The following is a 26,672-nucleotide window of genomic DNA, read 5'->3' on the forward strand; positions in this document are numbered from 1 at the left end:
GCGCTGATGGAGCTGACCGAGAAGCTGACCCACCGCGGCATCACCGTGAAGTACGCCATCCACCCGGTGGCCGGGCGCATGCCGGGGCACATGAACGTGCTGCTCGCCGAGGCCGAGGTGCCCTACGAGCAGGTGTTCGAGATGGACGACATCAACGCCGAGTTCGGCCAGACCGACGTGGTGCTGGTGCTCGGCGCCAACGACGTGGTCAACCCGGCGGCGAAGACCGATCCGCACTCGCCGATCGCCGGCATGCCGATCCTCGAGGCGTACAAGGCGCGCACCGTGATCGTCAACAAGCGCTCGATGGCCAGCGGCTACGCCGGTCTCGACAACGAGCTGTTCTACATGGACAAGTCGATGATGGTGTTCGGCGACGCCAAGAAGGTCATCGAGGATATGCTCAAGGCGGTGGAGGCCTAGCCGGCTGTCTTGATAGCAGGGTGATCGCATGAACACCTGACAGTTTGAGTGCCCGTACTCCTCGCAGGCATCCTGAGCATATTTCGATTCGGGATGTCCTGCGCTGCGCCGCCATCTACCGATATCCGATGTACTGGTATCCATCAACGGTCCCCGTCAACAAACCAAGGTTCGTCACGACACGAGCTCATCGGATGCTTGGTGCAACATAGACAACAGCGCAGCCTTGTCTACCGATCCAAGCGGTGGGCAATCGCTGCGCGGGACCGCATGCATTACTGGCGAGAGCGGCCTTCGTCCGGCCACATCTGACGAATGACCGGCGGGTGGGCCCATGCCGGCCGGCGACCTGACCTATCTTCAGTAGTCGTCCAGTGACACAAGTGCCGGGCTCCGTACCTCGCTGAGCGGGGAGTTCATCCCTCACCCGAAGCCCCGACTCCCGGCATCGCTGCAACCCGCCCGCAAACGGGCGATCCCTCGCCAGGAGGTCACCATGAGTACTCCCTACAAGCGCCTCGACAAGAACCAGGCCGCCGTTCTGCTGGTCGATCACCAGACCGGTCTGTTGTCGCTGGTCCGCGACTTCGATCCGGACAAGTTCAAGAACAACGTGCTGGCGCTGGCCGACCTGGCCACCTACTTCCAGTTGCCGACCATCCTCACCACCAGCTTCGAGAATGGCCCCAACGGTCCGCTGGTGCCGGAGCTGAAGGCGCAGTTCCCCGATGCGCCCTATATCGCCCGGCCGGGACAGATCAATGCCTGGGACAACGAGGACTTCGTCACGGCGGTGAAGGCCACCGGGCGCAAGCAGCTGATCGTCGCCGGGGTGGTGACCGAGGTGTGCGTGGCCTTTCCTGCGTTGTCGGCCATCGCCGAAGGCTTCGAGGTGTTCGTGGTCACCGATGCCTCCGGCACCTTCAGCGAGGTGACCCGGCAAGCGGCCTGGGATCGCATGACTGCAGCCGGGGCGCAGCTGATGACCTGGTTCGGCGTGGCCTGCGAGCTGCACCGCGACTGGCGCAACGACGTCGAGGGGCTGGCGGCGCTGTTCTCCAACCATATTCCGGACTATCGCAACCTGATCAACAGTTACACCACCTTAACCGGCGGCAAGTAGGCTGGTTCGCTAGCCGCTGCCCTCAGGGAGAACGCCATGAGCACCCACGAATCCTCGTCCCGGCTGTCCTCGTCCTATGACTGCCCGCTGCGCGGCGGCGAGCGGCTGATCCAGCGCGTCGATGCGCGGGTGGCGCAGATCGGCGGTGGCATCCCGGTGAATCGCCTGCTGCCGTCGCGGCAGCGGCGCATGATCGGCGCCTGGTGCTTCCTCGATCACGCCGGTCCGGCGCGTTTCGAGCCGGGGGAGGGCATGCGCGTCGGCCCGCACCCGCACACCGGGTTGCAGACCTTTACCTGGATGATCGAGGGCGAGGTGCTGCATCGCGACAGCCTGGGCTCGGAGCAGGTGATCCGCCCCGGTCAGGTCAACCTGATGACCGCCGGCCGCGGCATCAGCCACAGCGAGGAATGCCTGGCCGACGAGCGCGTGCTGCACGCGGCGCAGCTATGGATCGCGCTGCCCGCCGCCGACAGCGAGTGCGCGCCGGCCTTCGACCACCATCCCGAGCTGCCGCGCTGGGAGCGCGATGGCTGCGGCTTCACCCTGCTGGCTGGCCGCTTCGACGCGCGGCTGGCGCCGGCCAGACTGTACTCGGCGCTGCTCGGCCTCGAGCTGCACAGCCCGGACGGCGCCCATCTGGATCTGCCGCTGGAGAGCAGCTACGAATACGGCGTTCTGCCTCTGGAAGGCTCGCTGCAGATCGGCGCCGAACAGTTCGCTGCCGAACAGTTCGCTGCCGACCAGTTGGCCTACCTGGGACGCGGTCGCGATCGCCTGCAACTGCATCTGGCGCCAGGCAGCCGGGTTCTGCTGCTGGGCGGCGAGCCGTTCGCCGAGGAAGTCCTCATCTGGTGGAACTTCGTCGGCCACAGCAAGGCGCAGATCGCCCAGGCCCAGCGCGACTGGGAAGCCGGCAGCCCGCGCTTTGGCGGCGTGCCGGCCTACGACGGGACGCCGCTGGTGGCACCGCCGTTGCCCTGGCGGGACAGCTGACCCACACCGCGGCTAGTGGCCTGTGCGGCTAGTTTGTTAACTCAAGTTCGGATGCCCGAGGTTCCGAGACAAGGCGCCGCGACGAGTCATAGCAGGGCTATGGCGAGGAGTGGCAACGCAGTATCGGGGCCGCGGGCGCCGAAATTGACTAACTGAACTAGCCAAACAGGCCACTAGTGATGGCTCTCGGCATGCAGGGCGATCTGGTCGGTGCGCGCCGCCATGATGAAGTCGTTGCGGTGCAGGCCGCGGATCTTGTGGCTCCACCAGGTCACGGTGACCTTGCCCCATTCGGTGAGCAGCGCCGGGTGATGGCCTTCCACCTCGGCGATGGCGCCGACCGCATTGGTGAAGTTGAGTGCGCGCTGGAAGTCGGGGAAGCTGAAGATCTTCTCCAGTTGCATGACGCCGTCACGCACCTCGATGTTCCAGTCGGGGATCTGCCGGATCAGCTCGGCCAGTTCGCTTTCGGACACCTGCGGCGCATCGGCGCGGCAGGCTTCGCAGTGGTCTTGGGACAGGGGGTTCATGGCAGGGCTCCTCCGCTTTCGCTGCCCACTGAGTGTAGGGCGCTCACGGCGGATTGCCGCCGCCCGCCGATGAATGCACCGGTGGCGTGGCGGCCCGCCAGGCCGCCACCACGATTCAGATGTCGGCGAGGCTGGCGACCAGGCTGGCGAAATCCGGCCGCTGGTCGATCCGCTCGCTCAGGCACTGCTCCTGCAGCTGGCGCAGACGCTGCTGGCGGCCGAGATCTTCGTCCTCCGGGCAGCGTTGCAGCAGCTCCTCCAGCAGACAGCCGAAGGCTTGCGCCTCGATGCGCTGCAGCGCCCGACCGCTGGCACTGTCCGGGTCGAAGAACGAGGCGGCGCCGAAGTCGCCGAGCAGGCAATCACCCTCCGGGTTGACCAGCAGGTTGTGGGCGTACAGGTCGCCATGCAGGATGCCGCGTTCATGCAGGTGCGCCACTGCGGCGGCCACGCCACGGGCAATGTGCAGCGCCTCGTCGACGACGAAGCGTCGTGCGCTCGGGTAGCAGTCGCGGGTGCAGCTGGCCAGCGACGGCGGCTCGGCCAGCGCCTGGAAGCTCGGGGCGATCAGCTCCAGCAACAGCCCCGGCGGGGCATCCGCCTGCGGGGCCAGCGGTCCGGCGACGCTGATCAGGTTGGGATGGGCGCCGGCGGCGATGCAGGCGGCCATCTCGCTGTGCGGCAGGCCGTCGCTGGTGACGTTGCCCTTGAACAGCTTGGCGGCCATGGCATGGGCCGGCTGGTCGTCAATACGCCAGTCCGCGCGGCGGATGACGCCGGAGGCGCCCTGTCCCAGCACCTCGCCCAACTCGATGCTGTCGCGGGCGATCGGCGGCAGCGGATGCTCGGCCAGTACCTGCGCCTCGCGGGTGTCGCTGAACGGGTTGCCGGCGAAGGCCAGCCAGGTCAGCCGCGGCAGTTGCAGGAGCATCTCTGGCAGTCGTTCGAGGCGGTTGGCGGCGATGCGCAGCAGCTCCAGGCTCTGCAGGTTGGCCAGGCTGTCCGGCAGGGCGCGCAGGCGGTTGCCGGACAGCGCCAGCTTCTGCAGGCGGGTGCAGTTGCCCAGCTCGGCGGGCAGGCTCTCCAACTGGTTGTCGGTGAGGATCAGCCAACGCAGCCGCGCGGGCAGGGCGGCGGCTGGCACCTGCTGCAACCGACATGACTTGAAGCCGACCATCTCCAGCTTCTCGCACTCGCCGAGCACTTCCGGCAGGCGGGTGAACGCATTGTCCGAGCAGAACAGCACGCGCAGCTTGCGCAGGCGCGGCAGGTCGGCCGGCAGGTCGCTCAGGCGGTTGCCGGAGAGGTTGAGCACCTCCAGGCTGTCGGCGAGGGTGAAGATCTCTTCGGGAAATTCGCTCAGTTCGGCGGACAGGTCCAGGCGGCGGATGCCGGCCAGTTCGCCGCGGCGCAGTTGTTCGAGAGTGTGCATGGATGTCTGGTAATGGGACCGGGGGAGGGGGCGTCAGTCGGCCTGCAAGCCCTGCTTGCGGGCTGCGAGTCGGACGAGAATGCCCTGGGTGATCGGGATGATGACGAACACCATGCCGACGATCATCTGCGGCACGATGATGGCGGCCACCTGCCACTCGGGCAGGCCGGCGATCACCGGTCGCCACAGCTTGAGCAGCAGGGTGATCAGCAGCCAGGCCGGCAGCATGATGGCGGCGGCCAGCCTGGCGCGGGCGAGAAAGATGCTCACGCTCAGATCGCCCGCTCGAAATAGGTGGCGGTCTCGGTCAGCCGCGCCACCTCCTCGACATAACCGCGCACCGCCGATGGGAAGGCCAGGCCCTTGACCATGCTCAGGTTGCGTAGGCCGGGGTAGAGCAGCACGTCGTCCCAGCCCAGGGTGTCGCCATGGGCGCTGGGCAGCGGGAGTGGCGGCAGGCTGGCCAGCATCGCTTCGACCACGGCCCGGTGCTCGGCGCTCTCCGCCAGGGCCTGGGCGAACGGGCGCTGGATGATCTGCTCCTTCTTGGCCTGGAAGTAGTCGCGGGCGGACTGGGTGGCGAACTCCGGCAGGCCGAGGGCGATGTCGCGGGGGAACAGCAGGCACAAGTTCGCCAGGCGCACCTGGTTGATGTGCTCCTGGCTCGGCAGGTAGTCGCCGTGCGGGCGGATCAGCCGTTGCGGGTTGCCCAGTTCGTCCAGCTTGCGCGCGATGTCCAGGCTCTCGCCCATGGCGCGGCCGTCGTCGAACTGCAGGATCGGCAGCTGCTTGGCGCCGATCAATTCGATGCAGGTCGCCTCGTCGTCATTGAGCAGGTAGACCTGCTCGACCGGCACCTGCTTGTAGTGGGCGACCATCTCGGCGCGCACGCAGAACGGACAGTGGTCGTACAGATAGAGCTTCATGCAGCCTCCTTGGTCGGGACAGGCTGCGGAGTTTAACCGTTCATTCAGCGCTTCAGCTTCTCGATGTTGTGCTTCATGACCTCCCTTATCGCTGCGGTCATCACCCCGGTGGAGATGCCGAGCATGAGCACGCCGTTGCCGGCCTCCAGCGCGCCGAGCAGGCGCCAGCGCTCGGACAGCACGATGTCGCCATAGCCCAGGGTGGCGAAGGTCACCCCGGAGTAGTAGATCGACGTGGCGAATGCGTCGAACTCGCCGAGCAGCATGAACAGCGCGGCCCACAGGGCGACCTGCACGAAGTAGCCGAGCATCATCAGCAGCATCACCAGGGCCAGCACCTGGAAATCCCACAGGAATCCCTGGCGTTGCGCCACGGTCTGGGCGGCACGGATGTTGTAGCGCACGTAGTAGCGTAGGCACTGCGCCACGATGAGCGCCTCCATGACCAGGCAGAGCAGCATCACGGGAAGGCCAACCAGCAGATTGAGCAGCATGGGTAATCTCCTCAGCAACCAGGCTGGCGCAGGTGGCGAAGCTGGCGGTAGCGGTCGAGCAGGTAGACCATCAGGCAGGCATACAGGCTGATGGCGATGAACAGGCCCATGCGCATGGCGAAGGCGCTGTAGACATCCTGGCCGTTGGCGCTGTCCTGCACCGACAGGCCGAGCAGGATGGTCATGGTCACCAGGCTGTTCAGCCAGAAGCCGGGGCTTTGCCGGGTCGGACTGAAGCCGTAGAGCTTGCGCGCCACCAGCAGGCCGAACAGCAGCATCCACAGGAAGAACATCCACAGGTGCACGAACAGGCCCAGCGCCCACCAGAACAGCACGGCCAGCAGGCCGCCGAGCAGGGTCGAGCCGATCAGCTCGCGCGCGGCAGTGCGCGCCGTGGCGCTGCAGCTCTGCTGGCCGAGGCCGACCGACTTGAGGATGATCGCCATGTAGCTGGCCGGATCGATCAACGCCAGCAGCCAGGCCGGCAGCACCACCAGCGCGGCGCGCAGCGCGACCCAGCCGGCCTCCGCCGTGGACAGGGCCGGCTCGGCGGGCAACGCCTGGGCGCCAGCCGGCTCGGGAAACAGCCAGTGGCCGACGGGCAGCATCAGCACGGCGAGCAGCAGGTTCTGCACCAGGGCGTTGATGACCAGCAGCGCCAGGCCGAAATCGGCGGTGCCGGCGGCGGAAATCATGGTCAGGCCGATCACCAGGAAGGTGGTGACCAGGCCGTTGCCCCCCGTCAGCCCGTGGCGGAAGGCCAGGAACAGGCACAGGCCCACCAGCAGCACGCCGCTGACCGCGGCGTAGCGCAGCAGAGGGATCAGCAGCAGGCCGCTGCCGGTGGTCAGCAGCACCACCAGGGTGAGGCCCAGCCCGGCCTTGAGCGACAGTGGGCGATTGAGCTTGGCGAGCAGGAACAGGGCGAACAGCGGGGCAATGAACGGCAGCGGCAGCCCCAGGGCGTAGCTGACCGCCAGGCACAGCGCGGTACCGCTGGCCAGGCGCAGCGCGCGCTGGGCGCGAGGCTCACGCCGGGTGGCCATGGCCGCGCTCAGTAGGCATAGGACAGCCAGCTCATCAGGTACAGGAACAGGCGACCGAGCGGATTGAGCGGGTTGCCCTTGCTGGGGAACGCCATGACATCGGCCTGGCCGCCGACGCGGATGCCGCGCAGCCTGGCCAACCGGGCCGCCTCGCCGGGGGCGAACTCGACGATCACTGGGAAGCGCTGCGCCGGGCGCAGCCAGTCGCGGCTGTTCTCGACGTTGGGCAGGGTGCCGGGAGCGGTGCTCTGGCCGACGCTTACGCCGTAGCCGACGCTGCGCACCCTTCCGGCGAACACCTCGCCGGGCAGAACGTCGAGCACGATGGCCACCGGGGTGTCGGGCTCGACCCGGCCGAGATTGTTCTCGGTCATTTCGGCATTGATCCACACATCCTGGATGGTGATCAGGGTCATCACCGGATTGCCCGCCACGGCGAACTGGCCGACATCGGTGCGCAGATCGGTGATCAGCCCGGCCGAGAGTGCGCGCACCTTGGTATTGGCCAAATCCAGTTCGGCTTTTGACAGGGCGGTGGCGGCGCTGCGCAACAGGGCGTTCTGCTCGTCGCTGCCGCCCTGCTGCTCGCGCGCCCGCTGCACTTCGGCGCGGGCGGCGGCGACCTGACTGATGGACTGCACATGGGTAGCCCGCGACACCTCGAGACGGCGCAGGGAAATGGTGCCCGGGTCCTCGCGGTACAACCGCTCGAGGCGATCCCGATCCTGCTGCGACTTGAGTTCGTTGGCCTCGGCGGCGCGCAGGGAGGCCAGCGCCGAGTCGATGCCGGCGGTGCTGGCGGCGATCTGCCGGCGGGTCGACTCGAGGTCGGCGCGCGCCCGCTCGACGGCGATCCGGTACTGCTCGGTATCCACCTCGAAGAGCACTTCGCCGGCCTCGACCATCTGGTTGTCGCGCACCAGCACCTTGGTCACCCGGCCGGCCACTTCCGAGGCCACCGGCACGACGAAGGCCTGCACCCGCGCCTGTTGCGTGTAGGGGGTGAAGCGGTCGGCCAGCAGGTACCAGAGCAGGCTGATGACGATCAGTCCGATTGCCCACCTCACGCCCTTGTTGACGGGGTCGGCGGGCGGCTTGGGCGCCGGGGGGGCCGGAACCGGGGGCGCGGGCTGCTCTGCGTCACTCATCTTGGCTGTCCTTGTTGGCATCGGGCGCCGGGGCGCTGGCCGTGGGCTCGTCGAGCAGGCCGCCCCAGTCGGTGCGCTGCTGCATCTGCGCGCGGCTGGCCGGATCGACCCGCGGCTGGGCGCTGTGCCAGCCGCCGCCGAGGGCCTTGTACAGGGCGATCAGGTTGCTCACCGCACTGTTGCGGGTGACCAGGTAGTTGTCCTGTTGCACCAGCAGGGCGCGCTGGGCATCCAGCACGCGCTGGAAGTCGGCGTAGCCTTCGCGGTACTGGGCGCTGGCCAGGGTCAGCGAGCGCTCGGCGGAGATCGCCGCCTCGCGCAGGATGAGTTCGCGCTCCAGCGCCTTGCTCAGGCCGCGGGCGGCATCGTCGGCCTCGCGGGCAGCCTGGCGCACGCTGTCGCGGTAGACCTCGATCAGTTGCTGCAGGCGGGCGTCCTGCACGCGCACGTTGTTGCGGATGCGGCCGTAGTCGAACAGGTTCCAGCGCAGGCTGGGGCCGCCGACCAGGTCGAGGGTGTCGGGCGCGCCGTCCAGCGAACTGGTGGACCAGACGATGCTGCCGAGCAGGCTCAGCGAGGGATAGAGATCGGCCTCGGCCACGCCGATCAGCGCCGACTGGGCGGCGACGTTGAGTTCGGCGGCGCGGATGTCCGGCCGGCGCCGCAGCAGGTCGGCCGGCACGTCCTGCAGCACGGCGCGGTCGACCAGCGGGATCAGCCCTTCGCGCTCGACCAACTCCGGCAGCGGGCCGGGCGGGCGGCCGACCAGCACGGCCAGGGCGTTGCGGGTGCGCGCCACCTGGTCCTCGAACTCGGGGAGGCTGCTCAGGGTGCCCAGGTACTGGGTCTTGGCCTGTTGCAGGTCGAGTTCGTCGCTCTCGCCGCTGGTGAACAGCCGCTCGGTGATCTCGAAGCTGCGCTTCTGCTGCTCGGCGTTCTCGCGGGCGACGCGCAGGCGCGCCTCGGTGGTGCGCAGGGCGAAGTAGGTATCCGCCACCTGGGCGCGCAGCAGCACCAGCACGTCCTCGTAGTTGGCTTCGGCGGCGAAGTAGGCGGCATCGGCCGATTCGATGGCGCGGCTGAAGCGGCCCCAGAAGTCCAGCTCCCAGCCGATGTCGAAGCCCAGGCTGTGCTGCCAGAAGTGGCTGTCCTGCGGGTTGCGCCCGCCGGACTGGTTGCGGTCGAGGTAGACGCTGTCGGCGGTGGCCTGCTGCAGTTGTGGGTAGCGGCCGCTCTGGGCGATGCCCAGCTGGGCACGCGCTTCCATCACCCGCAGGCCGGCAATCTTCAGGCTGGCGTTGTGGGCGTCGGCCTCGGCGATCAGCCGGTCGAGCAGCGGATCGTCGAAGACCCGCCACCATTCGCGGATGTCCAGCCCGGCGCGCTGCACGCTGGCCTGCGCGATGGCGGGACTATGCCACTGTTCGACCCAGGCCTCGCCGGGTGGCTGGAAGTCCGGGCCCAGGCGCACGCAGCCGCTCAGGCCCAGTGCGCCGAGCAGCAGCCAGTGAGCAGGGGACGCCGCGGGGGCCATGGGGCCGCTCAGGTTCGCTTCTCGGCGCCAGCCCCGCCGTTGCCGGGCTGGTCCCTGACCCACTGCCAGAACAACTGGTAACCGACCGCCAGCACCACCGGGCCGATGAACAGACCGATGACCCCGTTGGTGACCATGCCGCCGAGGGCGCCGATCAGCACCACCGGCATCGGCACATTGACGCCACGACCGAGCAGCAGCGGCTTGAGCACGTTATCGGCCAGGCCAGCGATAAAGACGTAGATGGAAAACACGATGGTCGCCGTGCTGGCCCCTTCGGTGGTGAAGACGAAGGCGATCACCGGGATGGTGATCAGGGTGGCCGGCAGCTGCATGATGCCGAGCAGCAGTACCGCCAGGGCGAGCAGGCCGGCGCCGGGGATGCCCTTGAGCACGAAGGCGACGCCGATCAGCAGCATCTGGATGAAGGCGATGCCGACCACGCCCTGGGCCACCGCGCGGATGGTGGCGGTGCACAGCTCGGTGATTTGCGATCCCTTGTCCGGGCCGGAAAGCCGCGAGGCGATCTCCACCGCGCTGCGGCTGCCGCCCTCGCCATAGGCCATGAAGATGCCCGCGATGATCAGGGCGACGATGAACACCAACAGGCCCATGCCGAGGCCGGCGAGCTTGCCCAGCAGGGTGAGGGTGAGTTCCCTGATCTGGGGGGTGAATTTCTGCGCCACGCCGGACAGGTCGGTGGAGGCTTGCAGCCAGAAGGCATGCAGCGGCTTGCCCACCAGCGGCCAGCTGGCTACCGATTCGGCCGGTGGACGAATATGGAAAGCGCCGCTCTTGACCGTGGTCAGGGCCTGCTCAACCGAGTCGGCCAACGAGGCGCCCAGCAGGTAGATCGGCACCATGAGGATGGCGATGGCTACCACCACGATCAGCGTCGCGGTGCGCCCCTCGCTGTTGCTCAGCATGCCCCTCAGCTTGAGGTGCAGCGGGTAGAGGGTGATCGCCATGATCAGCGACCAGAGCATCAGGTTGAGGAACGGGTGGAAGATCTGGAAGCAGAACATCACCAGTACGGCGATCAACCCGGCACGAATCAGGACATCGAGCAGGCCGCGAGACAGCGCCTTGTCGGAAGTGGGGGTGGGCTGCATCGATTCTCTCCTTGCCGGTGGCAACAACGCTGCGCGGGATAAGGAAACACTGAAGAAGTCATCACCCCCGCGCATGCGGGACAGCGGCTTCATCGCTGAACAGCGCTTGCGCTGGCCCGAAGGGGAATCATCCACAAGGCCGTAGCACCTAGGCTGCCGCCTTCGTGGGAGCGACGGTAAGTGGCTTGTTCAGGGTTTCCACAAGCCCAGCATAGTTACTCCTTTGGCAGTGGAGGGTTGCAATGGAGCCAGAAGTTGCTTTGCGCGATGAACACGGCTGTCTCCGTCCGGTTCTGAAACTGCGGCATCTTGTTCGTCAGCTTTGAGGCGGGGAATGCGCGACCTTGATTTTGATCATGATGGCTGGCGATTTATTGGCTGCCGTCTGCTTGTCGATTGGCCGTTCACTACTACCCTGCAAGATACCGGCATATAAACGGAGCATTGGGATGTCGCTTGCTATATCTGCGGCAGTCGTTCGACTGCCGCTATCCAGGGACGTGTGCTGCGTTTCCGGAAATGGATGAGAGCGCGGCTGCCTCGAATACCTGCTGCCACCGCGTACAAGAATGGCGACTGCCACTTCTGGTGCCTGAATAAAAACACGTGCAATCCCTGCCGCGCGCATGTCCTTGGCGACAGCCGCGGTCAGTCTTCAACCAGGTAGCAGGAGTTCCTCAATGAGTCACTCGCCAACGCCGTTGCCCCCGTCCCTCGCACAGCGCTACCCGGTGCTGATTGTGGCCAGCACCCTGGGCCAGGAGGGCAGCATCGTCACCCACAGCGCCCAGGATGTCGTGCGTGCTCTGCATGACCATGAGCTGGACGTGGAGCTGACCGCTTCCCTGGCGGACGCGGAAATCGCCTTCCGCGCCGGTCCCGCCTACTCCTGCGTGATCCTCGGCTGGGGCCTGTGCGAGCAGGATCTCGACAAGGCGCTGCAGGTCATCCGGCTGATCCGCCAGCGCACCGCCCAGCTGCCGATCATGCTGGGCATGAGTCAGGCTCACCAGAGCCGCGTCCCCCTGGAGTTCGTCGAGAACATCGACGGCTTCATCTGGCTGCCGGAAGACAGTCCCGAGTTCATCGCCGGGCGCATCGCGGCGGCTGCCAGCCGTTACCTCGACACCATCCTGCCGCCGTTCTTCGGCGCCCTGGTCAACTTCGCCGACACCCACGAATACTCCTGGCATACCCCCGGCCACACCGGCGGCACTGCCTTCATGAAGACCGCGGTGGGGCGCAGCTTCCTCGACTTCTACGGCGAGCAGATGCTGCGCTCCGACCTCAGCGTGTCGGTCGGCGAGCTGGGCTCGCTGAACGACCACTCCGGTCCGGTGGCTGCGGCAGAAAGCTACGCGGCCCGGGTGTTCGGTGCCGACTACACCTTCTTCTCGGTCGGCGGCAGCTCGGCCAGCAACCAGATGGTCCTGCACTCGGCGGTGACCGACGGCGACGCCGTGCTGGTCGACCGCAACTGCCACAAGTCGCTGAACTACGCGCTGAACCAGTCCGGCGCGGTGCCGCTGTACCTGCGCCCGCGGCGCAACGCGCGTGGTCTGATCGGCCCGGTGCCGCAGAGCGAGCTGACCCCCGAGGCGGTGGCCAGGAAGCTCGCCGAGAGTCCGCTGGCGCGCGACAAGCAGGCCCGCCCGGTGTTGGCGGTGCTGACCAACTCGACCTACGACGGCCTCTGCTACAACGTGCAGACCACCACCCGCGAGCTGAGCAAGAGCGTCGACCGCATCCACTACGACGAGGCCTGGTACGCCTACGCGCGCTTCAATGCGCTGTACGAGGGGCGCTACGGCATGCACCGCGGCGAGCGGCATGCCGACGACGCCACGGTGACCGTGACCCACTCGACCCACAAGCTGCTCGCCGCGCTGTCGCAGGCTTCGATGATCCACATCCGCTCGGGCAAGGTGCCGGTCAAGCCGGCGCTGTTCAACGAAGCCTTCATGATGCACACCTCGACCTCGCCGCAGTACAGCATCATCGCCTCCATCGATGTTTCGGCGAAGATGATGGACGATGCCGGCGAGTACCTCACCGACGAGTCGATCGGCGAGGCCATTGCCTTCCGCCAAGCCATGGTCCGCCTGGGCAACGAGATGCGCCTGCGTGACACCACTGACTGGTGGTTCGGCGTGTGGCAGCCGGACGAGGTCGATGGCGTACCGTTTGCCGATCTGGATCCGCTGGTGTTGCACCGTGGCGATGCCTGGGTGCTCAAGCCCGCCGCCAAATGGCACGGCTTCGGCGACCTGGGCGCCGACTACTGCATGCTCGACCCGATCAAGGTCACCGTGCTGACCCCGGGGCAGACCCTGGAGGGGGCGATGCAGGACAGCGGCATTCCCGCGCCGCTGGTGTCCTCCTTCCTCTCCAGTCGCGGCATCGTGGTGGAGAAGACCGAGCCGTACTCGATCCTGCTGCTGTTCAGCGTCGGCGTGACCAAGGGCAAGTGGGGTTCGCTGGTCGCCGGCCTGATGGAGTTCAAGAACCACTATGACGACAACACGTCGCTCGAGCAGGTGATGCCTGACCTGGTTGCTAGCCATGCCGAGCGCTACGCCGGCATGGGGCTGCGCGACCTGGCCGAGGAGATGCACCAGGAGATGCTGGCTTCGCAGTTGCTGCACAACATGGATGCGGCCTTCAGCCTGCTGCCCGATCCGGTGGCCTCGCCGCGCGCTACCTACGCAAGGCTGGTGAAGGGCGAGATCGAGCAGATCGCGGTGCGCGACATGCAGGACCGTACCGTCGCCGTGCAGATCGTCCCCTATCCGCCGGGCATCCCGCTGATGATGCCGGGCGAGAAGGCCGGCGCCGACAAGCGGGCCATCGTCGACTACCTGCTGGCGATGGAGCTGTTCGATGGCCGTTTCCCCGGCTTCGGGCATGACAACCATGGCATCGAGGTCGAGCGCGATGCCCAGGGGGGGATCACCTACAGGGTCTATGTGGTCAAGCAGTAACACCTGATCGGCCCGTCCGGCGGCGTGTGCTGCAGATCACCGGTTGCAGGGCCAGCATCGCGAACAGCGCAAGGAGTCTGGTATGGCTGATTCAAGCAAGAAAATGAGCCTGATGGGGCTCACCACCTTGGTGGCGGTGAACATGATGGGCTCGGGCATCATCATGCTGCCGGCGAACATGGCGCAACTGGGCGCAGTCTCGCTGCTGTCATGGCTCATCACCGCGGTAGGCTCCATGGCCATCGCCTACTGCTTCGCTCAGTGCGGCATCTTCTGCAATCGCTCGGGCGGCATGTCGGCCTACAGCGAGGAGGCCCATGGCAAGTCGGCGTTCTTTCTCTGTTCGTTCCTCTACTTCCTGTCGCTGGCGATCGGCAACGTGGCCATCGGTATTTCTGCGATCGGCTACATGTCGTCGTTCATCCCCTGGCTGAGCAGCGGCGCCATTCAGCTGTGCATCGGCCTCATCGTGCTGCTGTGGCTGACTACCTTCGCCAACTTCGGCGGGCCGGGCATCACCGGCAAGCTCGGCGCGATCACCGTCTGGGGGGTGATCATCCCGGTGGCCGGCCTCAGTGTGATCGGCTGGTTCTGGTTCGATCCGAAGATATTCAGCGCCGCCTGGAACCCGAACAACATCGCCGTCAGCGATGCCATCACCCAGAGCATCCCGCTGACCCTGTGGGCCTTCCTCGGCATGGAGTCGGCGGCGCAGAGTTCGGATGCCGTGGAGAATCCCAAGCGCGACGTGCCGCTGGCCTGCCTGTTCGGCACCCTCGGCGCTGCGGTGGTGTATGTGCTGTCGACCACGGTGATCCAGGGCATCGTGCCGAACGCCGAACTGGCCAACTCCTCGGCCCCGTTCGCCTACGTCTATGCCCAGATGTTCAACCCGCTGGTCGGCAACATCATCATGGCGCTGGCGGTGATGGCCTGCCTCGGCTCGCTGCTCGGTTGGCAGTTCACCCTGGCGCAGACCGCCAAGATGACCGCTGACCAGGGCATGTTCCCCAAGCTGTTCTCCAAGGTCACCGCGGCTAATGCACCGATCATCGGCATGATCGTCTGCGGCGTGCTGCAGACCGTGATGGCGCTGTCGACCATCTCGCCCAACGCCAGCGAGCAGTTCGGCAAGCTGGTCGGCCTGGCGGCGGTGACCAACCTGATTCCCTACGTAACCGCGCTCACCGGCCTGCTGGTGATCATGCACAAGGCCAAGGTCAGCCCGGCGGTCTATACCCGCAACGTCGCGGCGCTGTTGGTGGCGATGGCCTACTCGTACTACGCCATCTATGCCTCCGGCAAGGACGCGGTATTCGGTGCCACCATCGTCCTGGCGATCGGTTATCTGCTCTACGGGTTCATTGCCAAGAACTTTGTCGACGAGCGACCCGCTGCCGTGGCCGCAAGGTCCTAGGTGTTGCCTACCGGATTGCCAAGACCTCTGAATGTAGGGATCAGGATATGAACATGAAGCCGTACAAATCCGTCAGTCTGCTGCTCGCCGGCCTGTTCGCGCTGCTGCCGATGCTGGCCGGTGCCGACACGCTTGAGCGCGTGCGCACCAGCAACACCTTCACCATGGGCTACCTGCCCGACCTGGCGCCGTTCAGCAGCGAGGAGGGCGGCAAGGTCAGCGGCTACGCGATCGACCTGTGCCTGAAGATAGCCGACAAGGTGAAAACCGGGCTGGGTCTGAGCGACATGCAGGTGAGCTACAAGGCCCTCGAAACTGACACGGCCGTCGTCGCCATCAGTGCAGGCGAGGTCGACATCCTCTGCACCCCGACGCCGGAAACCCTGGAGCGACGCAAGTGGGTGAGCTACTCGCTGCCGGTGTACACCGCCGGTCTCTCCGTCGTGGTCCGCAAGGACGCACCGCCGTCGCTGGTGAACGCGCTCAATGGTGAAGCGGTGCATACCGGGCCGACCTGGCGGGCCACCATCAACCAGGGGCTGGCCAGTCACACCTTCGCGGCACTCAAGGGCAGCGTCACCGAAGACTGGCTGCGCGACAAGATGCGCAGGCTCGGGGTGATCGCCACCCTGGTCCAGGTCGACGACCACCAGCAGGGCATGCAGATGGTGGCCGAGGGCAAGGCCAGTGCGTTCTTCGCCGAGCGCATGCTGCTGGAGAACGACGTGCAGGAGCACCAGGCCGCCGCGCAGATGATGGTGCTGGATCGCATCTTTGAAATTGCCCCGGTGGCCATGGCCTTCGCACGGGGCGACGAGGAGTTCCGCCTGCTGGTGGATACCGTGCTCAGCGAGCTGTACCGCTCGCCCGAATACGAACAGCAATACACGAAATACTTCGGCGCGCCCGGCGATATGGCAAAGCTGCTGTTTCATGTCTATGCCTTGCCATAGCCAGGAAGTCCGGACAGCGGTGGGGATAATGCCGCCAGAGGCGTCATGCCTACCGCGCCATCCAGGTCCTCGGCGACTTCATCACCCTGGCATTACCGATCGACTCGTCAATACACAGGAGCAACACCATGAAGCGTTCCAGCATTGCCGTCACCGGGCTACTGTTTTCCGCACTGCTGCTCGGTGGCTGCGCGTCGCAAGTCACCAAGCCGGAGCAGTACTCCGGCTTCCTCTCCGATTACTCGCGCCTGCAGCCGGCCACGTCCCCCACCGGCCAACCGGTCATGCGCTGGATGGCGCCTGGCGTCAAGCTGGACAACTACCAGCACGTGATGGTGCAGTCGATTGGCTTCTATCCTGCCCCGACTCCGTCCGAGCAGATCGGCGCCCCGGCCCTGGCTGACTTGCAGGCGTACACCTCCGAGCAGATCAAGGCTGCCTTCGGCAAGCGCTTCCAGGTACATGAGCCGAGCACCACGCCGAAGGGCTCCCTGCCGGGCCCGCAAACCCTGGTCCTGCGTGCCGCCATTACCGGCGTGGATACCAAGGCCGAAGGCCTCAAGCCCTACGAGGTGATCCCGATCGCTCTGGTCACGGCCGCTGCCACCACCGCCAGCGGTGCACGCGACCGCACCACCGAGCTGTTCGTCGAGGCCGAGTTGCTCGACGCCAATACCGGCCAGCCGGTACTGCAGGTGGTGCGCAAGGGCTATGGCAAGGAGCTGGAGAACAAAGAGGAGCAGGTCACCCTGAATACCCTCAAGGGGGTGATCGACGGCATCGTGCGCGATATCGAAAAGTTCGAATAGCGCCGCCACGGCGTGCATGCCGCGAGGGAACGCTGAGGAAGTCGTCATTCCGGCGAAACCAGGTTCATGAGCGCGCCGTGGTTTGTCTGCGCGTCATTTGTGTGGCCGAGCCGAACGTTAACGGAAGACATCATGGCAAAGACAAAGCACTCACTCCTGTTTCTCGGCATGACTTTCGCTCTGGTGCAGACGCTGCTCAGTGGCTGCGACAGCAAGGCGCCGCCGGCGGCGGCCGTGCTGGAGGTGCCATTCGTCACCGTCGCCGCGCGTGACGTGAGCATTCCGCTGGATCTGATCGGCGAGACTATCGGCTCCACCGACGTGACCATCCGCGCGCGGGTCGACGGCTTTCTCGACGGCATCCACTTCAAGGAAGGCACCTTCGTCGACAAGGGGGCGTTGCTCTACACCATCGACCCGCAGCCGCTCCAGGCCAAGCTCGCCCAGGCCCGGGCGATGCTGGCGCAGGCGCGCACCAGCCTGGTCAAGACCAAATCGGATCTGGATCGCATCCGTCCGCTGGCCGCGATGAACGCGGTCAGCAAGCTGGATCTGGATGCCGCGGTGGCCAACTACGAGGCGGCGAAAAGCTACGTGGATGCGGCCAACGCCCAGGTCGAGCTGGCGCAGATCGAGCTGGGCTACACCCGCATCCACGCGCCCGAGCGCGGCCTGATCGGCCTGTCCGAGGCCGAGGTGGGCGACTTCGTCAGCCAGCGCACCAATGGCGGTCTTCTCAACGTGATCTCGCGCACCGATCCCATCGCGGTGCGGGTGTCGATCACCGAGCGTGGCTACCTCGATGCCGCGCGGCGGCTGGCCGACCAGCAGCAGGGGGGCCGATCCGCCGATGGCAGCATCGCGACCGCGAACCAGCGTCCGCTGTCGCTGATCCTCGCCGACGGCAGCCTTTACGAGCAACGCGGGGTGCCGACCAAGGTCGACCGCAACATCGACCCCACCACCGGCGCGCTGACCATCGAGGCCGAGTTTCCCAACGCCCAGGGCCTGCTGCGTCCGGGCATGTTCGCGCGCATCCGCTTCGATGCCGACCAGATCAAGGGCGCGCTGCTGCTGCCGCAACGGGCGGTCAGCGAATTGCAGTCGGTGCACCGGGTGTTCGTCATCAAGGCGGACGACACCGTCGAGGTGCGTCAGGTCCAGGTGGGGCAACGCCTGGGCAGCGACTGGGTGATCCAGTCCGGGCTGCAGCCGGGTGAGCGGGTCGCGGTGGCCGGGCTGCTGCGCCTGCGCCCGGGCATGACCGTCAAGCCGCACGAGGCCAACGCCAGCGAGCTGCCGCCGGCGGCCGAGGGCGGCAAGAATGGGTGAATTCTTCGTTCGCCGGCCCATCTTCGCGATGGTGATCTCGATCATCATCGTCATCGTCGGCCTGGTGGCGATGGGCAGCCTGCCGATCGCGCAGTACCCCGACATCACCCCGCCCGAGATCAAGGTCGAGGCCACCTACGACGGCGCCAACGCGGTGAACGTCGAGCAGTCGGTGGCCACGCCGCTGGAGCAGAAGGTCAACGGCGTCGAGAACATGCTGTACATGAAGTCGACCAACGCCGGCAACGGACAGATGACCCTGTCGGTGGCCTTCGAAGTCGGCTCGGATCTCGACATCTCCAACGTGCTGGTGCAGAACCGCGTGTCGGAGGGCTCCGCGCAACTGCCCGAGGACGTCAAGCGCCGCGGGGTGAAGGTCAAGAAGGCGCTGGCCTTCCCGCTGATGCTGGTGACCCTGCGCTCGCCGAACGGCAGCTTCGACGCCGACTTCCTCACCAACTACATGTCGATCAACGTGCTCGACGAGATCGCCCGCATCCAGGGCGTCGGCCAGGTGACCCTCTTCGGTGGCGCCGACTACGCCATGCGCATCTGGATCAAGCCCGACCAGCTCAGCCGGCTGGGGCTCAGCGTGCCGGACATCGTCACTGCCGTGCAGCAGCAGAACGTGCTGACTCCGGCCGGCAAGCTCGGCGGCCCGCCGGCCGCGCCCGGTACCGAGTTCGCCTACGCGGTGCAGACCCGTGGTCGCCTGGAGACGCCGGAGCAGTTCGGCCAGGTGGTGGTGCGCTCCAATCCCGACGGTTCCCAGGTGCTGCTGCGCGACGTGGCGCGCATCGAACTGGGCGCCGAGACCTACAACCAGATCGGTGCCTTCGGCTCCAAGCCGTCTGCCGTGCTGGCGGTCTACCAGTTGCCCGATGCCAACGGCCTGGAGGTGGCGGAGAACATCCGCGCCGCCATGGAGCGGATGAAGGAGCGCTTTCCGCAGGACATCGAGTACGTGATCTCGCTGGATACCACCAAGCCGGTTTCCGCCGGCATCGAGGAGATCGTCCACACGCTGTTCGAGGCCACCCTCATCGTCACCGTGGTGGTGTTCATCTTCCTGCAGAACGTCCGCGCCACCCTGATCCCCACCCTGGCGGTGCCGGTGGCGCTGATCGGCACCTTCGCGGTGTTCCCGCTGCTCGGCTTCTCGATCAATACCTTCTCGCTGCTCGGCCTGGTGCTGGCCATCGGCATCGTGGTGGACGACGCCATCGTGGTGGTGGAGGGCGTTTCGGAGAAGATGGAGCGGGGCATGCCGCGCCGCGAGGCCACCGTCGAAACCATGAAGGAGGTCAGCGGCCCGGTGATCGCCACGGCGCTGTCGCTGATCGCGGTGTTCGTGCCGGTGGCCGCCATGTCGGGCATCACCGGCCGGCTCTACCAGCAGTTCGCCATCACCATCGCCATCTCGGTGGGCCTGTCGGCGATAGTCGCGCTGACGTTGAGCCCGGCGCTGTCCAGCCTGCTGCTGCAACCCCCCGAGCACGGCAAGAAGGGCATGCTGTCGGGTTTCTTCACCCGCTTCAACCGCATCCTGGAGAAGGTGACCGATCGCTACATCGGCCTCACCAGCCGCTTCACTCATCGGCCGCTGCGCGCGCTGGGCGTGCTCGGCGTGCTGGTGGTGGCGCTGGTGCTGCTGTTCCGCACCGTCCCCGGCGGTTTCGTGCCGGAGGAGGACCAGGCCTACCTGATGGCCAACCTGCAGCTGCCCGACGCCGCCTCGCTGGAGCGCACCCACGCTGCCGCGGCCAAGGTCGAGGCAATCCTTGCCGCCGATTCGGCCATCGAGTCCTACACCACGGTGACCGGCTACAGCTTCCTCTCCGGCGCCTCGTCGACCAACAACGCGTTCTTCTTCATCCAGCTCAAGGACTGGGATGAACGCCCCGCGGCGCAGGACAAGGCGACCAACGTGGCGCACCGCCTCAACGGCAAGCTGGCGGCAATCAACGAGGGCATCGCCATCGCCTTCGGCCCACCGGCCATTCCGGGCCTGGGCACAGGTTCGGGCTTCTCGATCATGCTGCAGGACCGCGTCGGCAACAGCCCCGACTACCTCGCCGAGCAGACCGCGGCGTTCATGCAGGCGGCAGCCAAGCGTCCGGAGATCGCCGGGCTGTACACCACCTACCGGGCCACGGTGCCGCAGATCTACCTGGACGTGGATACCCAGAAGACCATGAAGCTCGGCGTCGCCCCGGCGGACGTCAACCAGACCCTGGGTTCCTTCCTCGGCGGCGCCTACGTCAACGACTTCAACCGCTTCGGCCGGCTGTACAAGGTCTACGTGCAGGCCGAGACCGACTACCGCAAGGACCTCGCCGACGCCTCGCTGTTCTATGTGCGCAACAGCGCCGGGGCGATGGTGCCGATGAACACCCTGCTCACCGACGAATCCACCAACGGCCCCGAGTTCACCTACCGCTTCAACATGTTCCGCGCCGCCGAGGTCACCGGCCGCCCGGCGCCGGGCTACAGCTCGGCGCAGGCGCTGCAGGCGCTGGAGGAGGTGGCGGCCGAGGTGTTGCCCAGCGACATGTCCTACGCCTGGAACGCCATGTCCTACCAGGAGAAGGCCGCCGAGGGCTCCGGCAGCATGGTGTTCGTCATGGCGCTGGTGTTCGTGTTCCTGATCCTCGCCGCGCAGTACGAGAGCTGGTCGCTGCCGTTCGGCGTGCTGTTTGGCACGCCGATCGCCATCTGCGGGGCGATGTTCGGCCTCTGGGTGGCGCGCTTCTTCAGCACCAGCTACGAGAACAACGTGTTCGCGCAGATCGGCCTGGTGATGCTCATCGGCCTGGCGGCGAAGAACGCCATCCTGATCGTCGAGTTCGCCCGCACCGAGATCGAGAAGGGCAAGGGGCCGGTGGAAGCGGCGTTGGCGGCGGCGCGACTGCGCTTCCGGCCGATCCTGATGACCTCGCTCGCCTTCATCCTCGGTGTGATTCCGCTGATCCTCGCCAGCGGCGCCGGCGCCGAGGCGCGCAAGATCATGGGCATGACCTCCTTTGCCGGCATGCTGACCGCGACCCTTGTGGGCGTCGTGCTGGTGCCGGGGCTGTTCGTGATCGTCGAGAAGTATCTGAGTGGCAAGAAGAACAAAGCGGCTGCAGCGGCCAGCGGCGAGGAGGCCAAGCCATGAAGGGATTCGCCAGGCGACCGCTGGTGACGGCCATGCTGTTGTCCGGGTTGCTGCTCGCTGGCGGCTGCATGGTCGGCCCCGACTACCAGCGCCCGCAGCTCGATGTGCCGATCACCTACAAGGAGCCGGCGTCGACCGACGCGGCCTTCGCCAACCTCGACTGGTGGAAGTTGTTCTCCGACGAAAAGCTCAAGTCTCTGGTCCAGGAAGCACTGGACTACAACCGCGACCTCGGCGTGGCGGTCTCGCGCATCGCCGAGGCGGCGGCGATCCTGCGCATCGAGCGGGCCAATCAGTACCCGTTCCTCGACGCCGAGGCTGGCGCCGGTCGCTCGTCGCAGAGTCGCAATATCCTGCCGACAGCCGAGACCGAGAGCAGCTACTACTTCAACGGTGCTGCCTCCTTCGAGGTGGACCTGTGGGGCAAGCTGCGCCGCTCGACGGAGGCGGCACGGGCGGAGTTGCTGAGTACCGAGGAGAGCGCGCGCAACGTGACCATTTCGTTGATCGCCGCCGTGGCCACCACCTACTTCCAGTTGCTCGACCTCGACGACCGTCTGCGTATCTCCATTCGCACGCTGAAGTCGCGTGAAGACGCGCTGGCCATCATCAAGGCGCGTTACGCCAAGGGCACGGTGCCGGAACTCGACGTCAACCAGGCCGAGATCGAGGCCGCCGATGCCCAGGCCTCGGTAGCGACCTTCGACCGCGCGGTGCGCCAGACCGAGAATGCCCTCAGCGTACTGGTCGGTTCGCGCCCGCGGGACATCGAACGGGGCAGCGAGCTGGCGCAGCAGGCCATGCCGGTCGAGGTTCCTGCAGGGCTGCCGTTGACCTTGCTGGAGCGTCGCCCGGACATCCTTGCCGCCGAGCAGCGGCTGGCCGCCGAGACCGCGCGCATTGGCGTGGCCCGCGCCCAGCGCTTGCCATCGCTGTCGCTGACCGCCAGCTTCGGATACGCCAGCCGCGATCTGAGCGACCTGGTCGAGGGCGACAGCGAAAACTGGGGCCTGTTCGGCGACATCCTCGCGCCCATCTTCAACGCCGGTCAGCTAAAGTCGGTGGAAGAGGCGCAGCGCCAGCGCGCCGAGCAGGCGCGTCTGGGCTACGAGCAGGCGGTGCTGAACGGTTTGCGCGACGTGGACGATTCGCTGACCGGCCTGCGCACTTCGCGTGACGAGCACATCGCCCGTCAGCGCCAGCTGGCGGCCGCGCGTAGTGCCGCGCGCCTGTCGCGGGCGCGCTACGACGGTGGCTTGGTCAGCTACCTGGAGGTACTGGACTCCGAGCGCAGCCTGTTCCAGGCCGAACTGCTCGAGTCGCAGACCCGCCAGCAGCAGCTGAGCGCGGTGGTCAGTCTGTACCGGGCGCTGGGCGGCGGCTGGTCGGCGGTGCAGGAGCAGACGCAGACGCAGGCGCAGTGAACCAGGTACGCATGAACAGGGTGGGCGGGGCTAGGGGGCGTTGTCCCTTGCGATGAGGTAGCCATGCTCGAGCGCTGGCGATTTGTGCTGGCCCTGACGTGGCTTGTGGCTGCTTGGCTGGGAGACGCCCAGGCGGGCGAGGTCATGGACAGCGTCAAGGCCCGCGGCGCGTTCTGGCTGACCCGCTAGTCGGAGGGCATGCGTGATGAAAGGAGTCCCGGTGGCGGCACTCGGTGTGGCAGCGATCTGGCTGGCCTGCGCTGGCTGCACGAGTATCGGGCCGGGTACGGTGGCGCGCGACCGCCTCGACTACTCGGTGGCCGTGGGCGATTCGTGGAAGAGCCAGATGCTGCTGAATCTGGTGAAGATCCGCTACGCCGACGCACCGGTGTTCCTTGAGGTCGGGCAAATCGTCGCCGGCTACTCGTTCCCGCGCAGTTTCGGCGCGGCTGCAGCGGTCAATCAAACTGACGGCACCCCGGTCATCACCAGCTCCGCAGGCTTGTCGGCCGGGGCCACCTTCAACGACAGCCCGACCGTCACCTACGCGCCAATGAGCGGCGAACGCTTCGCCCGTTCGCTGATGACGCCGATTCCCCCCGCGGTGCTCCTCAACATCATCCAGGCCGGCAACCCGGTGGAGGAAGTATTCCGCACCTCGGTGCAGTCGGTGAACGGCATCGACAACCGACGAGTCGGCCGCCTGTTCGTGCGCCGGGCCAACCCCGAGTTCTACGCCCTGCTGCCGAGCCTCGAGCGGCTGCAATCGTCGGGCGACATCGGCATGCGTCTGCAGCAGGGGGAGGGCGAGCCCAAGCTGCAGATGATCTTCCGCCCGAGGACCGCGGCCGCCGAGGAAAGCGCACTGCGCCATGTGGCGCAGCTGCTGGGCCTGGATTCCAGCGCCCGGGAGTATCAGGTCATCTACGGCACCGTGGCCAGCCACGACCGGGAAATCGCCCTGCTGACCCGCTCGATCTACGAGATTCTCGTCGACATCGCCTCGTACATCTCGGTGCCCGAGGCGCATGTGGCGGAGAAGCGGGTGCGGCCGACCGCGGAGGGCGATATCGGCCCCAGCGGGGCGATTCCTCCGCTGATCCGGATCGGCAGCTCAGCAGAACCTCCCGTCGACCCCTTCGTGGCAGTGCCCTATCAGGGCTACTGGTTCTACATCGACAACCGGGATATCCCTTCCAAGCAGATCTTCTCGTCCATCATGTTTCTCTTCACCTTCGTGGAGACCCGAAGCAATGAAGCGGCGCCAATCCTGACGATTCCGACGACCCGTTGAGGCGACCAAAGGAGAGCGCAAATGCGGTGCAGGCCTGCAATAGCGATGCTGCTCATCCTGCTGCTCCTGGCGGGGCAGGAAGCGGTGCGCGCCGGACCGCGGTCAACCGTTCGCGGCGCGCTGCCGATCAGCATCGGTTTCCAGTCGAACACCGACTGGCTGCTGCTGGTGGCCAGGGATCTGCACTTGTTCGAGCGGGTAGGCCTGAGGCCGAATTTCGTCAAGTTCGTCGCCGGGCCGCCGATGATCGCCGCGGCGCGGGAGAAGCGTATCGACGTGGCCTCCATCGGTAGCGTGCCCTTCATCGGTGGGCTCAGCCAGGGGGTCGACTGGGTGGTCGTCGGGATCAACCCGGAAAATGCCTATGGCGAGGGCCTGGTCGCCGGCGATGGCAGTGGCATAGCAACGGTCGCCGACCTGGCCGGAAAGCGCATCGGTTTCTTCCGCGGCTCGACGGCCCACTTCGGACTGATGATGGCCCTGCGCCAGCTCGGCATCCGCCGCGATCAAGTCGAGCTGTTGGGCATGACTCCGGCCGAGCAACTGAGTGCCTTGGCCGGCAAGCGGATCGACGCCGCCATGGTCTGGGAGCCTTGGCTGCAGAAAATGGTGCACGAAGCCAAAGGTCGACTCATCGTGACCGAGGGGGCGATGGGCATCTACACCTCGGTGTCGGTCTACGCGGCCCGCCGCGAGTGGCTCGGAAGCAACCGCGAAGCGGCGGTGCGCTTTCTGCGCGCGCTGCTGCTGGCCAGCGAGGTCATGCAGGAGAATCCGGAGATTGGCATCCGGTCGCTGGCTCGGGAGATGGGCATCAAGGAGGAGTGGGCCGAGGCAATCTACGAAAGCTCACCGCCGCCCGATCTGTCCCTCTGGGTGGACTCTCGCTATCGCTATTCGCTGGTCAAGAACGCGGAGTTTCATCGCCGCCTCAGCTATCTGGTGACCTTCCTGCTCGAAGAGGAGGTCATCGCCGAGGAAGTGGATGTACGCAACATCCTCGATGTATCGGTGATCGGCGAGGCCCTGCAAGCGCGGGAAGCCGGCCGCTGAGGCTTCGCTCGAAACGGTTTGTCGTGGCGAGGAACTACTCCTCCTCGACCAGCGCCTGCAGTCGTCCGGAGTTCACGGCCTCCACGAGGGCGGCGTGGTCCTTTTCCGTCTGGTCCGCGTAGGCGACGGCGAAGTCGCCCAGCGCCTCGTTGAAGTTGTCCGCCTTGCCCAGGTAGCCGCTGATGGTCGCGGCATCGCCGGCCTTGGCGTGGGCGCGGGCCAGGGTCCAGCCGCAGACCTCGGCGTAGCGCTTGAGCTGCACCGCGCTGCAGCCCTCGACCGGCAGGGAGAACTTCATGTCGCGCAACTGGCGCACGTAGAAGTCGTGGCCCTGCTTGCCGCGTGCCCAGCCGAGGAAGATGTCGCTGGACGACTGCATCAGCCGCTGGCCGGTCACTACCCGCTGGCCCTGCAGCTCGTAGCGGCTCTTGCCGGCATAGGGCTCCAGCACCGAGGGGCAGGCCTCCTTGAACTGTAGGAGCAGGGGATGGTTCTCCTCGGAGAAGAACAGGGCGACGAAGCAGCGGGTGCCGACGCTGCCGATGCCCACCACCTTCATGGCGAAGTCGTGCAGGCGATAGCGGTCGAGCAGCACGCGTCTCTCCTCGGGTAGCGACATCCGGTAGTCGGCCAGCCCTTGGCGTGCCCGTTCCTCGAAGTCCGCTTCGTTCACATGGAACAGCAGCGGTGGCTGGTCCATCAGCCGGTGCTGACCGGCCACCTGGGCGACGATCTTGGGAAAGATGTTCTCGTCGACCCGCTCGTGGGCCTTGTCGGCCAACTGCTGGCGCAACTTGCGGGCCTTGTCGTCGGGCGCCATCTCGATCAGCGTGTCCACGTCCAGGCGCGAGTACCACACCTCCAGCGGACTCATCTTCGAATATTCGCGCAGGTTTTCCCGGTAGGCGCGCACGCATTCCACCGCGGCATCGCGGGCCTCTTCGTCGGACAGCCGGTTGTCGCGCCCGGCGACCACGAAGCTGGCGGCCAGGCGCTTGACGTCCCACTCCCAGGGGGCGGGGAGGGTCTCGTCGAAGTCGTTGATGTCGAACACCAGGTTGCGCTCGGGGGTGGCGAAGAAACCGAAGTTGAGCAGGTGGCAGTCGCCGCAGGCCTGCACGCGGATGCCGGTGCTGGGCATGGTCGCCAGGTCGTGGGCCATCAGGCCGGCCGAGCCGCGCAGGAAGGTGAAGGGGCTGCGCAGCATGCGCCCGTAGCGGATCGGCACCAGCTCCTTCAGGCGGTCCTTGTTGGACTTCTCGAGGATGGCGATGGGGTCGCGGCCCTTGGCCGGCGGTTGCCAGGCGGCATGCTCGGCCCGTGGGAATTTCTCGCGCAGCGCACGCCCGGCGGCGATGCGCTCGTCGCGGGAGCGAAAGACGGGCGCCTCCTCTGCATCATGTTCGGCGTGGTGTTTGCTCTTGTCGCTGGCTTTTTTCTTGTCCGCCATGTCCGCCTCCTGTGTTGGTAGGGTGTTGCTGATCGATG

23 protein-coding genes are annotated in these 26,672 nt (G+C 66.5%); 13 read left to right on the plus strand and 10 right to left on the minus strand.

Going from position 1 to position 26,672, the window contains the following annotated elements:
• From BMZ19_RS12055 to BMZ19_RS12065, 3 genes are all read left to right on the plus strand, one after another.
• Positions 1 to 423: NAD(P)(+) transhydrogenase (Re/Si-specific) subunit beta (locus BMZ19_RS12055; RefSeq protein WP_139214664.1), on the plus strand; the 423-nt coding region annotated here is incomplete at its 5' end.
• 496 nt (positions 424 to 919) lie between these two features.
• Positions 920 to 1,546 (plus strand): isochorismate family cysteine hydrolase YcaC, encoded by a 627-nt coding sequence (gene ycaC / locus BMZ19_RS12060; protein WP_090311225.1) that lies wholly within the window; start codon positions 920 to 922, stop codon positions 1,544 to 1,546.
• Positions 1,547 to 1,582: 36 nt separating this feature from the next.
• On the plus strand, positions 1,583 to 2,542 hold the full coding sequence (locus tag BMZ19_RS12065) for a pirin family protein (protein ID WP_090311226.1): 960 nt from the start codon (positions 1,583 to 1,585) through the stop codon (positions 2,540 to 2,542).
• A 173-nt stretch (positions 2,543 to 2,715) separates the two neighbouring features.
• On the opposite strand, the gene BMZ19_RS12070 is transcribed toward BMZ19_RS12065, so the two are convergent.
• The 9 genes from BMZ19_RS12070 to BMZ19_RS12110 all read right to left on the minus strand — a co-directional run bounded on the left by BMZ19_RS12070 (position 2,716) and on the right by BMZ19_RS12110 (position 10,764).
• Complete coding sequence (locus tag BMZ19_RS12070; protein ID WP_090311228.1) at positions 2,716 to 3,072, minus strand: 4a-hydroxytetrahydrobiopterin dehydratase; 357 nt, start codon at positions 3,070 to 3,072, stop codon at positions 2,716 to 2,718.
• A 115-nt stretch (positions 3,073 to 3,187) separates the two neighbouring features.
• Positions 3,188 to 4,504: a leucine-rich repeat-containing protein kinase family protein gene (locus BMZ19_RS12075; protein WP_090311230.1), complete on the minus strand. Its 1,317-nt coding sequence runs from the start codon at positions 4,502 to 4,504 to the stop codon at positions 3,188 to 3,190.
• 33 nt (positions 4,505 to 4,537) lie between these two features.
• Positions 4,538 to 4,774, minus strand: coding sequence for a hypothetical protein (locus tag BMZ19_RS12080; RefSeq protein ID WP_090311232.1), 237 nt, complete (start codon positions 4,772 to 4,774; stop codon positions 4,538 to 4,540).
• 2 nt (positions 4,775 to 4,776) lie between these two features.
• Positions 4,777 to 5,430, minus strand: coding sequence for a glutaredoxin 2 (gene grxB / locus BMZ19_RS12085; protein WP_090311234.1), 654 nt, complete (start codon positions 5,428 to 5,430; stop codon positions 4,777 to 4,779).
• Positions 5,431 to 5,474: 44 nt separating this feature from the next.
• Complete coding sequence (locus tag BMZ19_RS12090; protein ID WP_090311236.1) at positions 5,475 to 5,924, minus strand: potassium channel family protein; 450 nt, start codon at positions 5,922 to 5,924, stop codon at positions 5,475 to 5,477.
• An 11-nt stretch (positions 5,925 to 5,935) separates the two neighbouring features.
• Entirely contained in the window at positions 5,936 to 6,970 is a 1,035-nt protein-coding gene (locus tag BMZ19_RS12095; protein ID WP_090311238.1) for a DUF2955 domain-containing protein, read from the minus strand.
• Positions 6,971 to 6,978: 8 nt separating this feature from the next.
• On the minus strand, positions 6,979 to 8,118 hold the full coding sequence (locus tag BMZ19_RS12100) for an HlyD family secretion protein (protein ID WP_090311240.1): 1,140 nt from the start codon (positions 8,116 to 8,118) through the stop codon (positions 6,979 to 6,981).
• On the minus strand, positions 8,111 to 9,652 hold the full coding sequence (locus tag BMZ19_RS12105) for an efflux transporter outer membrane subunit (RefSeq protein ID WP_090311242.1): 1,542 nt from the start codon (positions 9,650 to 9,652) through the stop codon (positions 8,111 to 8,113). Before BMZ19_RS12105 ends, BMZ19_RS12100 begins: the two co-directional genes overlap by 8 nt.
• An 8-nt stretch (positions 9,653 to 9,660) precedes the next feature.
• Complete coding sequence (locus BMZ19_RS12110) at positions 9,661 to 10,764, minus strand: AI-2E family transporter (protein ID WP_090311244.1); 1,104 nt, start codon at positions 10,762 to 10,764, stop codon at positions 9,661 to 9,663.
• Between the two features lie 680 nt (positions 10,765 to 11,444).
• On the opposite strand from BMZ19_RS12110, the gene BMZ19_RS12115 reads away from it, so the two are divergent.
• The 10 genes from BMZ19_RS12115 to BMZ19_RS12155 all read left to right on the plus strand — a co-directional run bounded on the left by BMZ19_RS12115 (position 11,445) and on the right by BMZ19_RS12155 (position 25,184).
• Positions 11,445 to 13,745, plus strand: coding sequence for an Orn/Lys/Arg family decarboxylase (locus BMZ19_RS12115; RefSeq protein WP_090311246.1), 2,301 nt, complete (start codon positions 11,445 to 11,447; stop codon positions 13,743 to 13,745).
• An 82-nt stretch (positions 13,746 to 13,827) separates the two neighbouring features.
• Positions 13,828 to 15,162, plus strand: coding sequence for a putrescine-ornithine antiporter (gene potE / locus BMZ19_RS12120; protein ID WP_090311248.1), 1,335 nt, complete (start codon positions 13,828 to 13,830; stop codon positions 15,160 to 15,162).
• Positions 15,163 to 15,209: 47 nt separating this feature from the next.
• Positions 15,210 to 16,115, plus strand: a complete 906-nt coding sequence (locus tag BMZ19_RS12125; RefSeq protein ID WP_090311250.1) for an amino acid ABC transporter substrate-binding protein — start codon at positions 15,210 to 15,212, stop codon at positions 16,113 to 16,115.
• 128 nt (positions 16,116 to 16,243) lie between these two features.
• Positions 16,244 to 16,924 (plus strand): DUF3313 domain-containing protein, encoded by a 681-nt coding sequence (locus BMZ19_RS12130; RefSeq protein ID WP_090311252.1) that lies wholly within the window; start codon positions 16,244 to 16,246, stop codon positions 16,922 to 16,924.
• 132 nt (positions 16,925 to 17,056) lie between these two features.
• On the plus strand, positions 17,057 to 18,256 hold the full coding sequence (locus tag BMZ19_RS12135) for an efflux RND transporter periplasmic adaptor subunit (RefSeq protein ID WP_170847753.1): 1,200 nt from the start codon (positions 17,057 to 17,059) through the stop codon (positions 18,254 to 18,256).
• The gene (locus BMZ19_RS12140) at positions 18,249 to 21,413 is read left to right on the plus strand and encodes an efflux RND transporter permease subunit (RefSeq protein WP_090311256.1); all 3,165 of its coding nucleotides are present in this window, start codon (positions 18,249 to 18,251) and stop codon (positions 21,411 to 21,413) included. Before BMZ19_RS12135 ends, BMZ19_RS12140 begins: the two co-directional genes overlap by 8 nt.
• Positions 21,410 to 22,837, plus strand: coding sequence for an efflux transporter outer membrane subunit (locus BMZ19_RS12145; RefSeq protein ID WP_090311258.1), 1,428 nt, complete (start codon positions 21,410 to 21,412; stop codon positions 22,835 to 22,837). The genes BMZ19_RS12140 and BMZ19_RS12145 overlap by 4 nt, the downstream gene beginning before the upstream one ends.
• Positions 22,838 to 22,900: 63 nt before the next feature.
• Positions 22,901 to 23,026: a hypothetical protein gene (locus BMZ19_RS22810; RefSeq protein WP_280142157.1), complete on the plus strand. Its 126-nt coding sequence runs from the start codon at positions 22,901 to 22,903 to the stop codon at positions 23,024 to 23,026.
• 31 nt (positions 23,027 to 23,057) lie between these two features.
• Entirely contained in the window at positions 23,058 to 24,131 is a 1,074-nt protein-coding gene (locus BMZ19_RS12150) for a hypothetical protein (protein WP_090311260.1), read from the plus strand.
• A gap of 45 nt (positions 24,132 to 24,176) precedes the next feature.
• On the plus strand, positions 24,177 to 25,184 hold the full coding sequence (locus BMZ19_RS12155; RefSeq protein WP_170847754.1) for an ABC transporter substrate-binding protein: 1,008 nt from the start codon (positions 24,177 to 24,179) through the stop codon (positions 25,182 to 25,184).
• Positions 25,185 to 25,218: 34 nt separating this feature from the next.
• On the opposite strand, the gene BMZ19_RS12160 is transcribed toward BMZ19_RS12155, so the two are convergent.
• The gene (locus BMZ19_RS12160) at positions 25,219 to 26,634 is read right to left on the minus strand and encodes a DUF2252 domain-containing protein (protein WP_090311263.1); all 1,416 of its coding nucleotides are present in this window, start codon (positions 26,632 to 26,634) and stop codon (positions 25,219 to 25,221) included.
• Between the last annotated feature and the right edge of the window lie 38 nt (positions 26,635 to 26,672).

Source organism: Pseudomonas linyingensis (genome assembly GCF_900109175.1).
GTDB lineage: Bacteria > Pseudomonadota > Gammaproteobacteria > Pseudomonadales > Pseudomonadaceae > Geopseudomonas > Geopseudomonas linyingensis.

Bases quoted from the DNA above. Each gene is read 5' to 3' on its own strand.
- BMZ19_RS12140 (WP_090311256.1), top strand. From the start codon at position 18,249: ATGGGTGAATTCTTCGTTCGCCGGCCCATCTTCGCGATGGTGATCTCG.
- BMZ19_RS12070 (WP_090311228.1), bottom strand. From the start codon at position 3,072: ATGAACCCCCTGTCCCAAGACCACTGCGAAGCCTGCCGCGCCGATGCG.
- BMZ19_RS12145 (WP_090311258.1), top strand. From the start codon at position 21,410: ATGAAGGGATTCGCCAGGCGACCGCTGGTGACGGCCATGCTGTTGTCC.
- BMZ19_RS12135 (WP_170847753.1), top strand. From the start codon at position 17,057: ATGGCAAAGACAAAGCACTCACTCCTGTTTCTCGGCATGACTTTCGCT.
- BMZ19_RS12090 (WP_090311236.1), bottom strand. From the start codon at position 5,924: ATGCTGCTCAATCTGCTGGTTGGCCTTCCCGTGATGCTGCTCTGCCTG.
- BMZ19_RS12125 (WP_090311250.1), top strand. From the start codon at position 15,210: ATGAACATGAAGCCGTACAAATCCGTCAGTCTGCTGCTCGCCGGCCTG.
- BMZ19_RS22810 (WP_280142157.1), top strand. From the start codon at position 22,901: ATGCTCGAGCGCTGGCGATTTGTGCTGGCCCTGACGTGGCTTGTGGCT.
- BMZ19_RS12110 (WP_090311244.1), bottom strand. From the start codon at position 10,764: ATGCAGCCCACCCCCACTTCCGACAAGGCGCTGTCTCGCGGCCTGCTC.
- ycaC (WP_090311225.1), top strand. From the start codon at position 920: ATGAGTACTCCCTACAAGCGCCTCGACAAGAACCAGGCCGCCGTTCTG.
- BMZ19_RS12100 (WP_090311240.1), bottom strand. From the start codon at position 8,118: ATGAGTGACGCAGAGCAGCCCGCGCCCCCGGTTCCGGCCCCCCCGGCG.
- BMZ19_RS12065 (WP_090311226.1), top strand. From the start codon at position 1,583: ATGAGCACCCACGAATCCTCGTCCCGGCTGTCCTCGTCCTATGACTGC.
- BMZ19_RS12075 (WP_090311230.1), bottom strand. From the start codon at position 4,504: ATGCACACTCTCGAACAACTGCGCCGCGGCGAACTGGCCGGCATCCGC.
- BMZ19_RS12115 (WP_090311246.1), top strand. From the start codon at position 11,445: ATGAGTCACTCGCCAACGCCGTTGCCCCCGTCCCTCGCACAGCGCTAC.
- BMZ19_RS12160 (WP_090311263.1), bottom strand. From the start codon at position 26,634: ATGGCGGACAAGAAAAAAGCCAGCGACAAGAGCAAACACCACGCCGAA.
- potE (WP_090311248.1), top strand. From the start codon at position 13,828: ATGGCTGATTCAAGCAAGAAAATGAGCCTGATGGGGCTCACCACCTTG.
- BMZ19_RS12130 (WP_090311252.1), top strand. From the start codon at position 16,244: ATGAAGCGTTCCAGCATTGCCGTCACCGGGCTACTGTTTTCCGCACTG.
- BMZ19_RS12095 (WP_090311238.1), bottom strand. From the start codon at position 6,970: ATGGCCACCCGGCGTGAGCCTCGCGCCCAGCGCGCGCTGCGCCTGGCC.
- BMZ19_RS12105 (WP_090311242.1), bottom strand. From the start codon at position 9,652: ATGGCCCCCGCGGCGTCCCCTGCTCACTGGCTGCTGCTCGGCGCACTG.
- grxB (WP_090311234.1), bottom strand. From the start codon at position 5,430: ATGAAGCTCTATCTGTACGACCACTGTCCGTTCTGCGTGCGCGCCGAG.
- BMZ19_RS12155 (WP_170847754.1), top strand. From the start codon at position 24,177: ATGCTGCTCATCCTGCTGCTCCTGGCGGGGCAGGAAGCGGTGCGCGCC.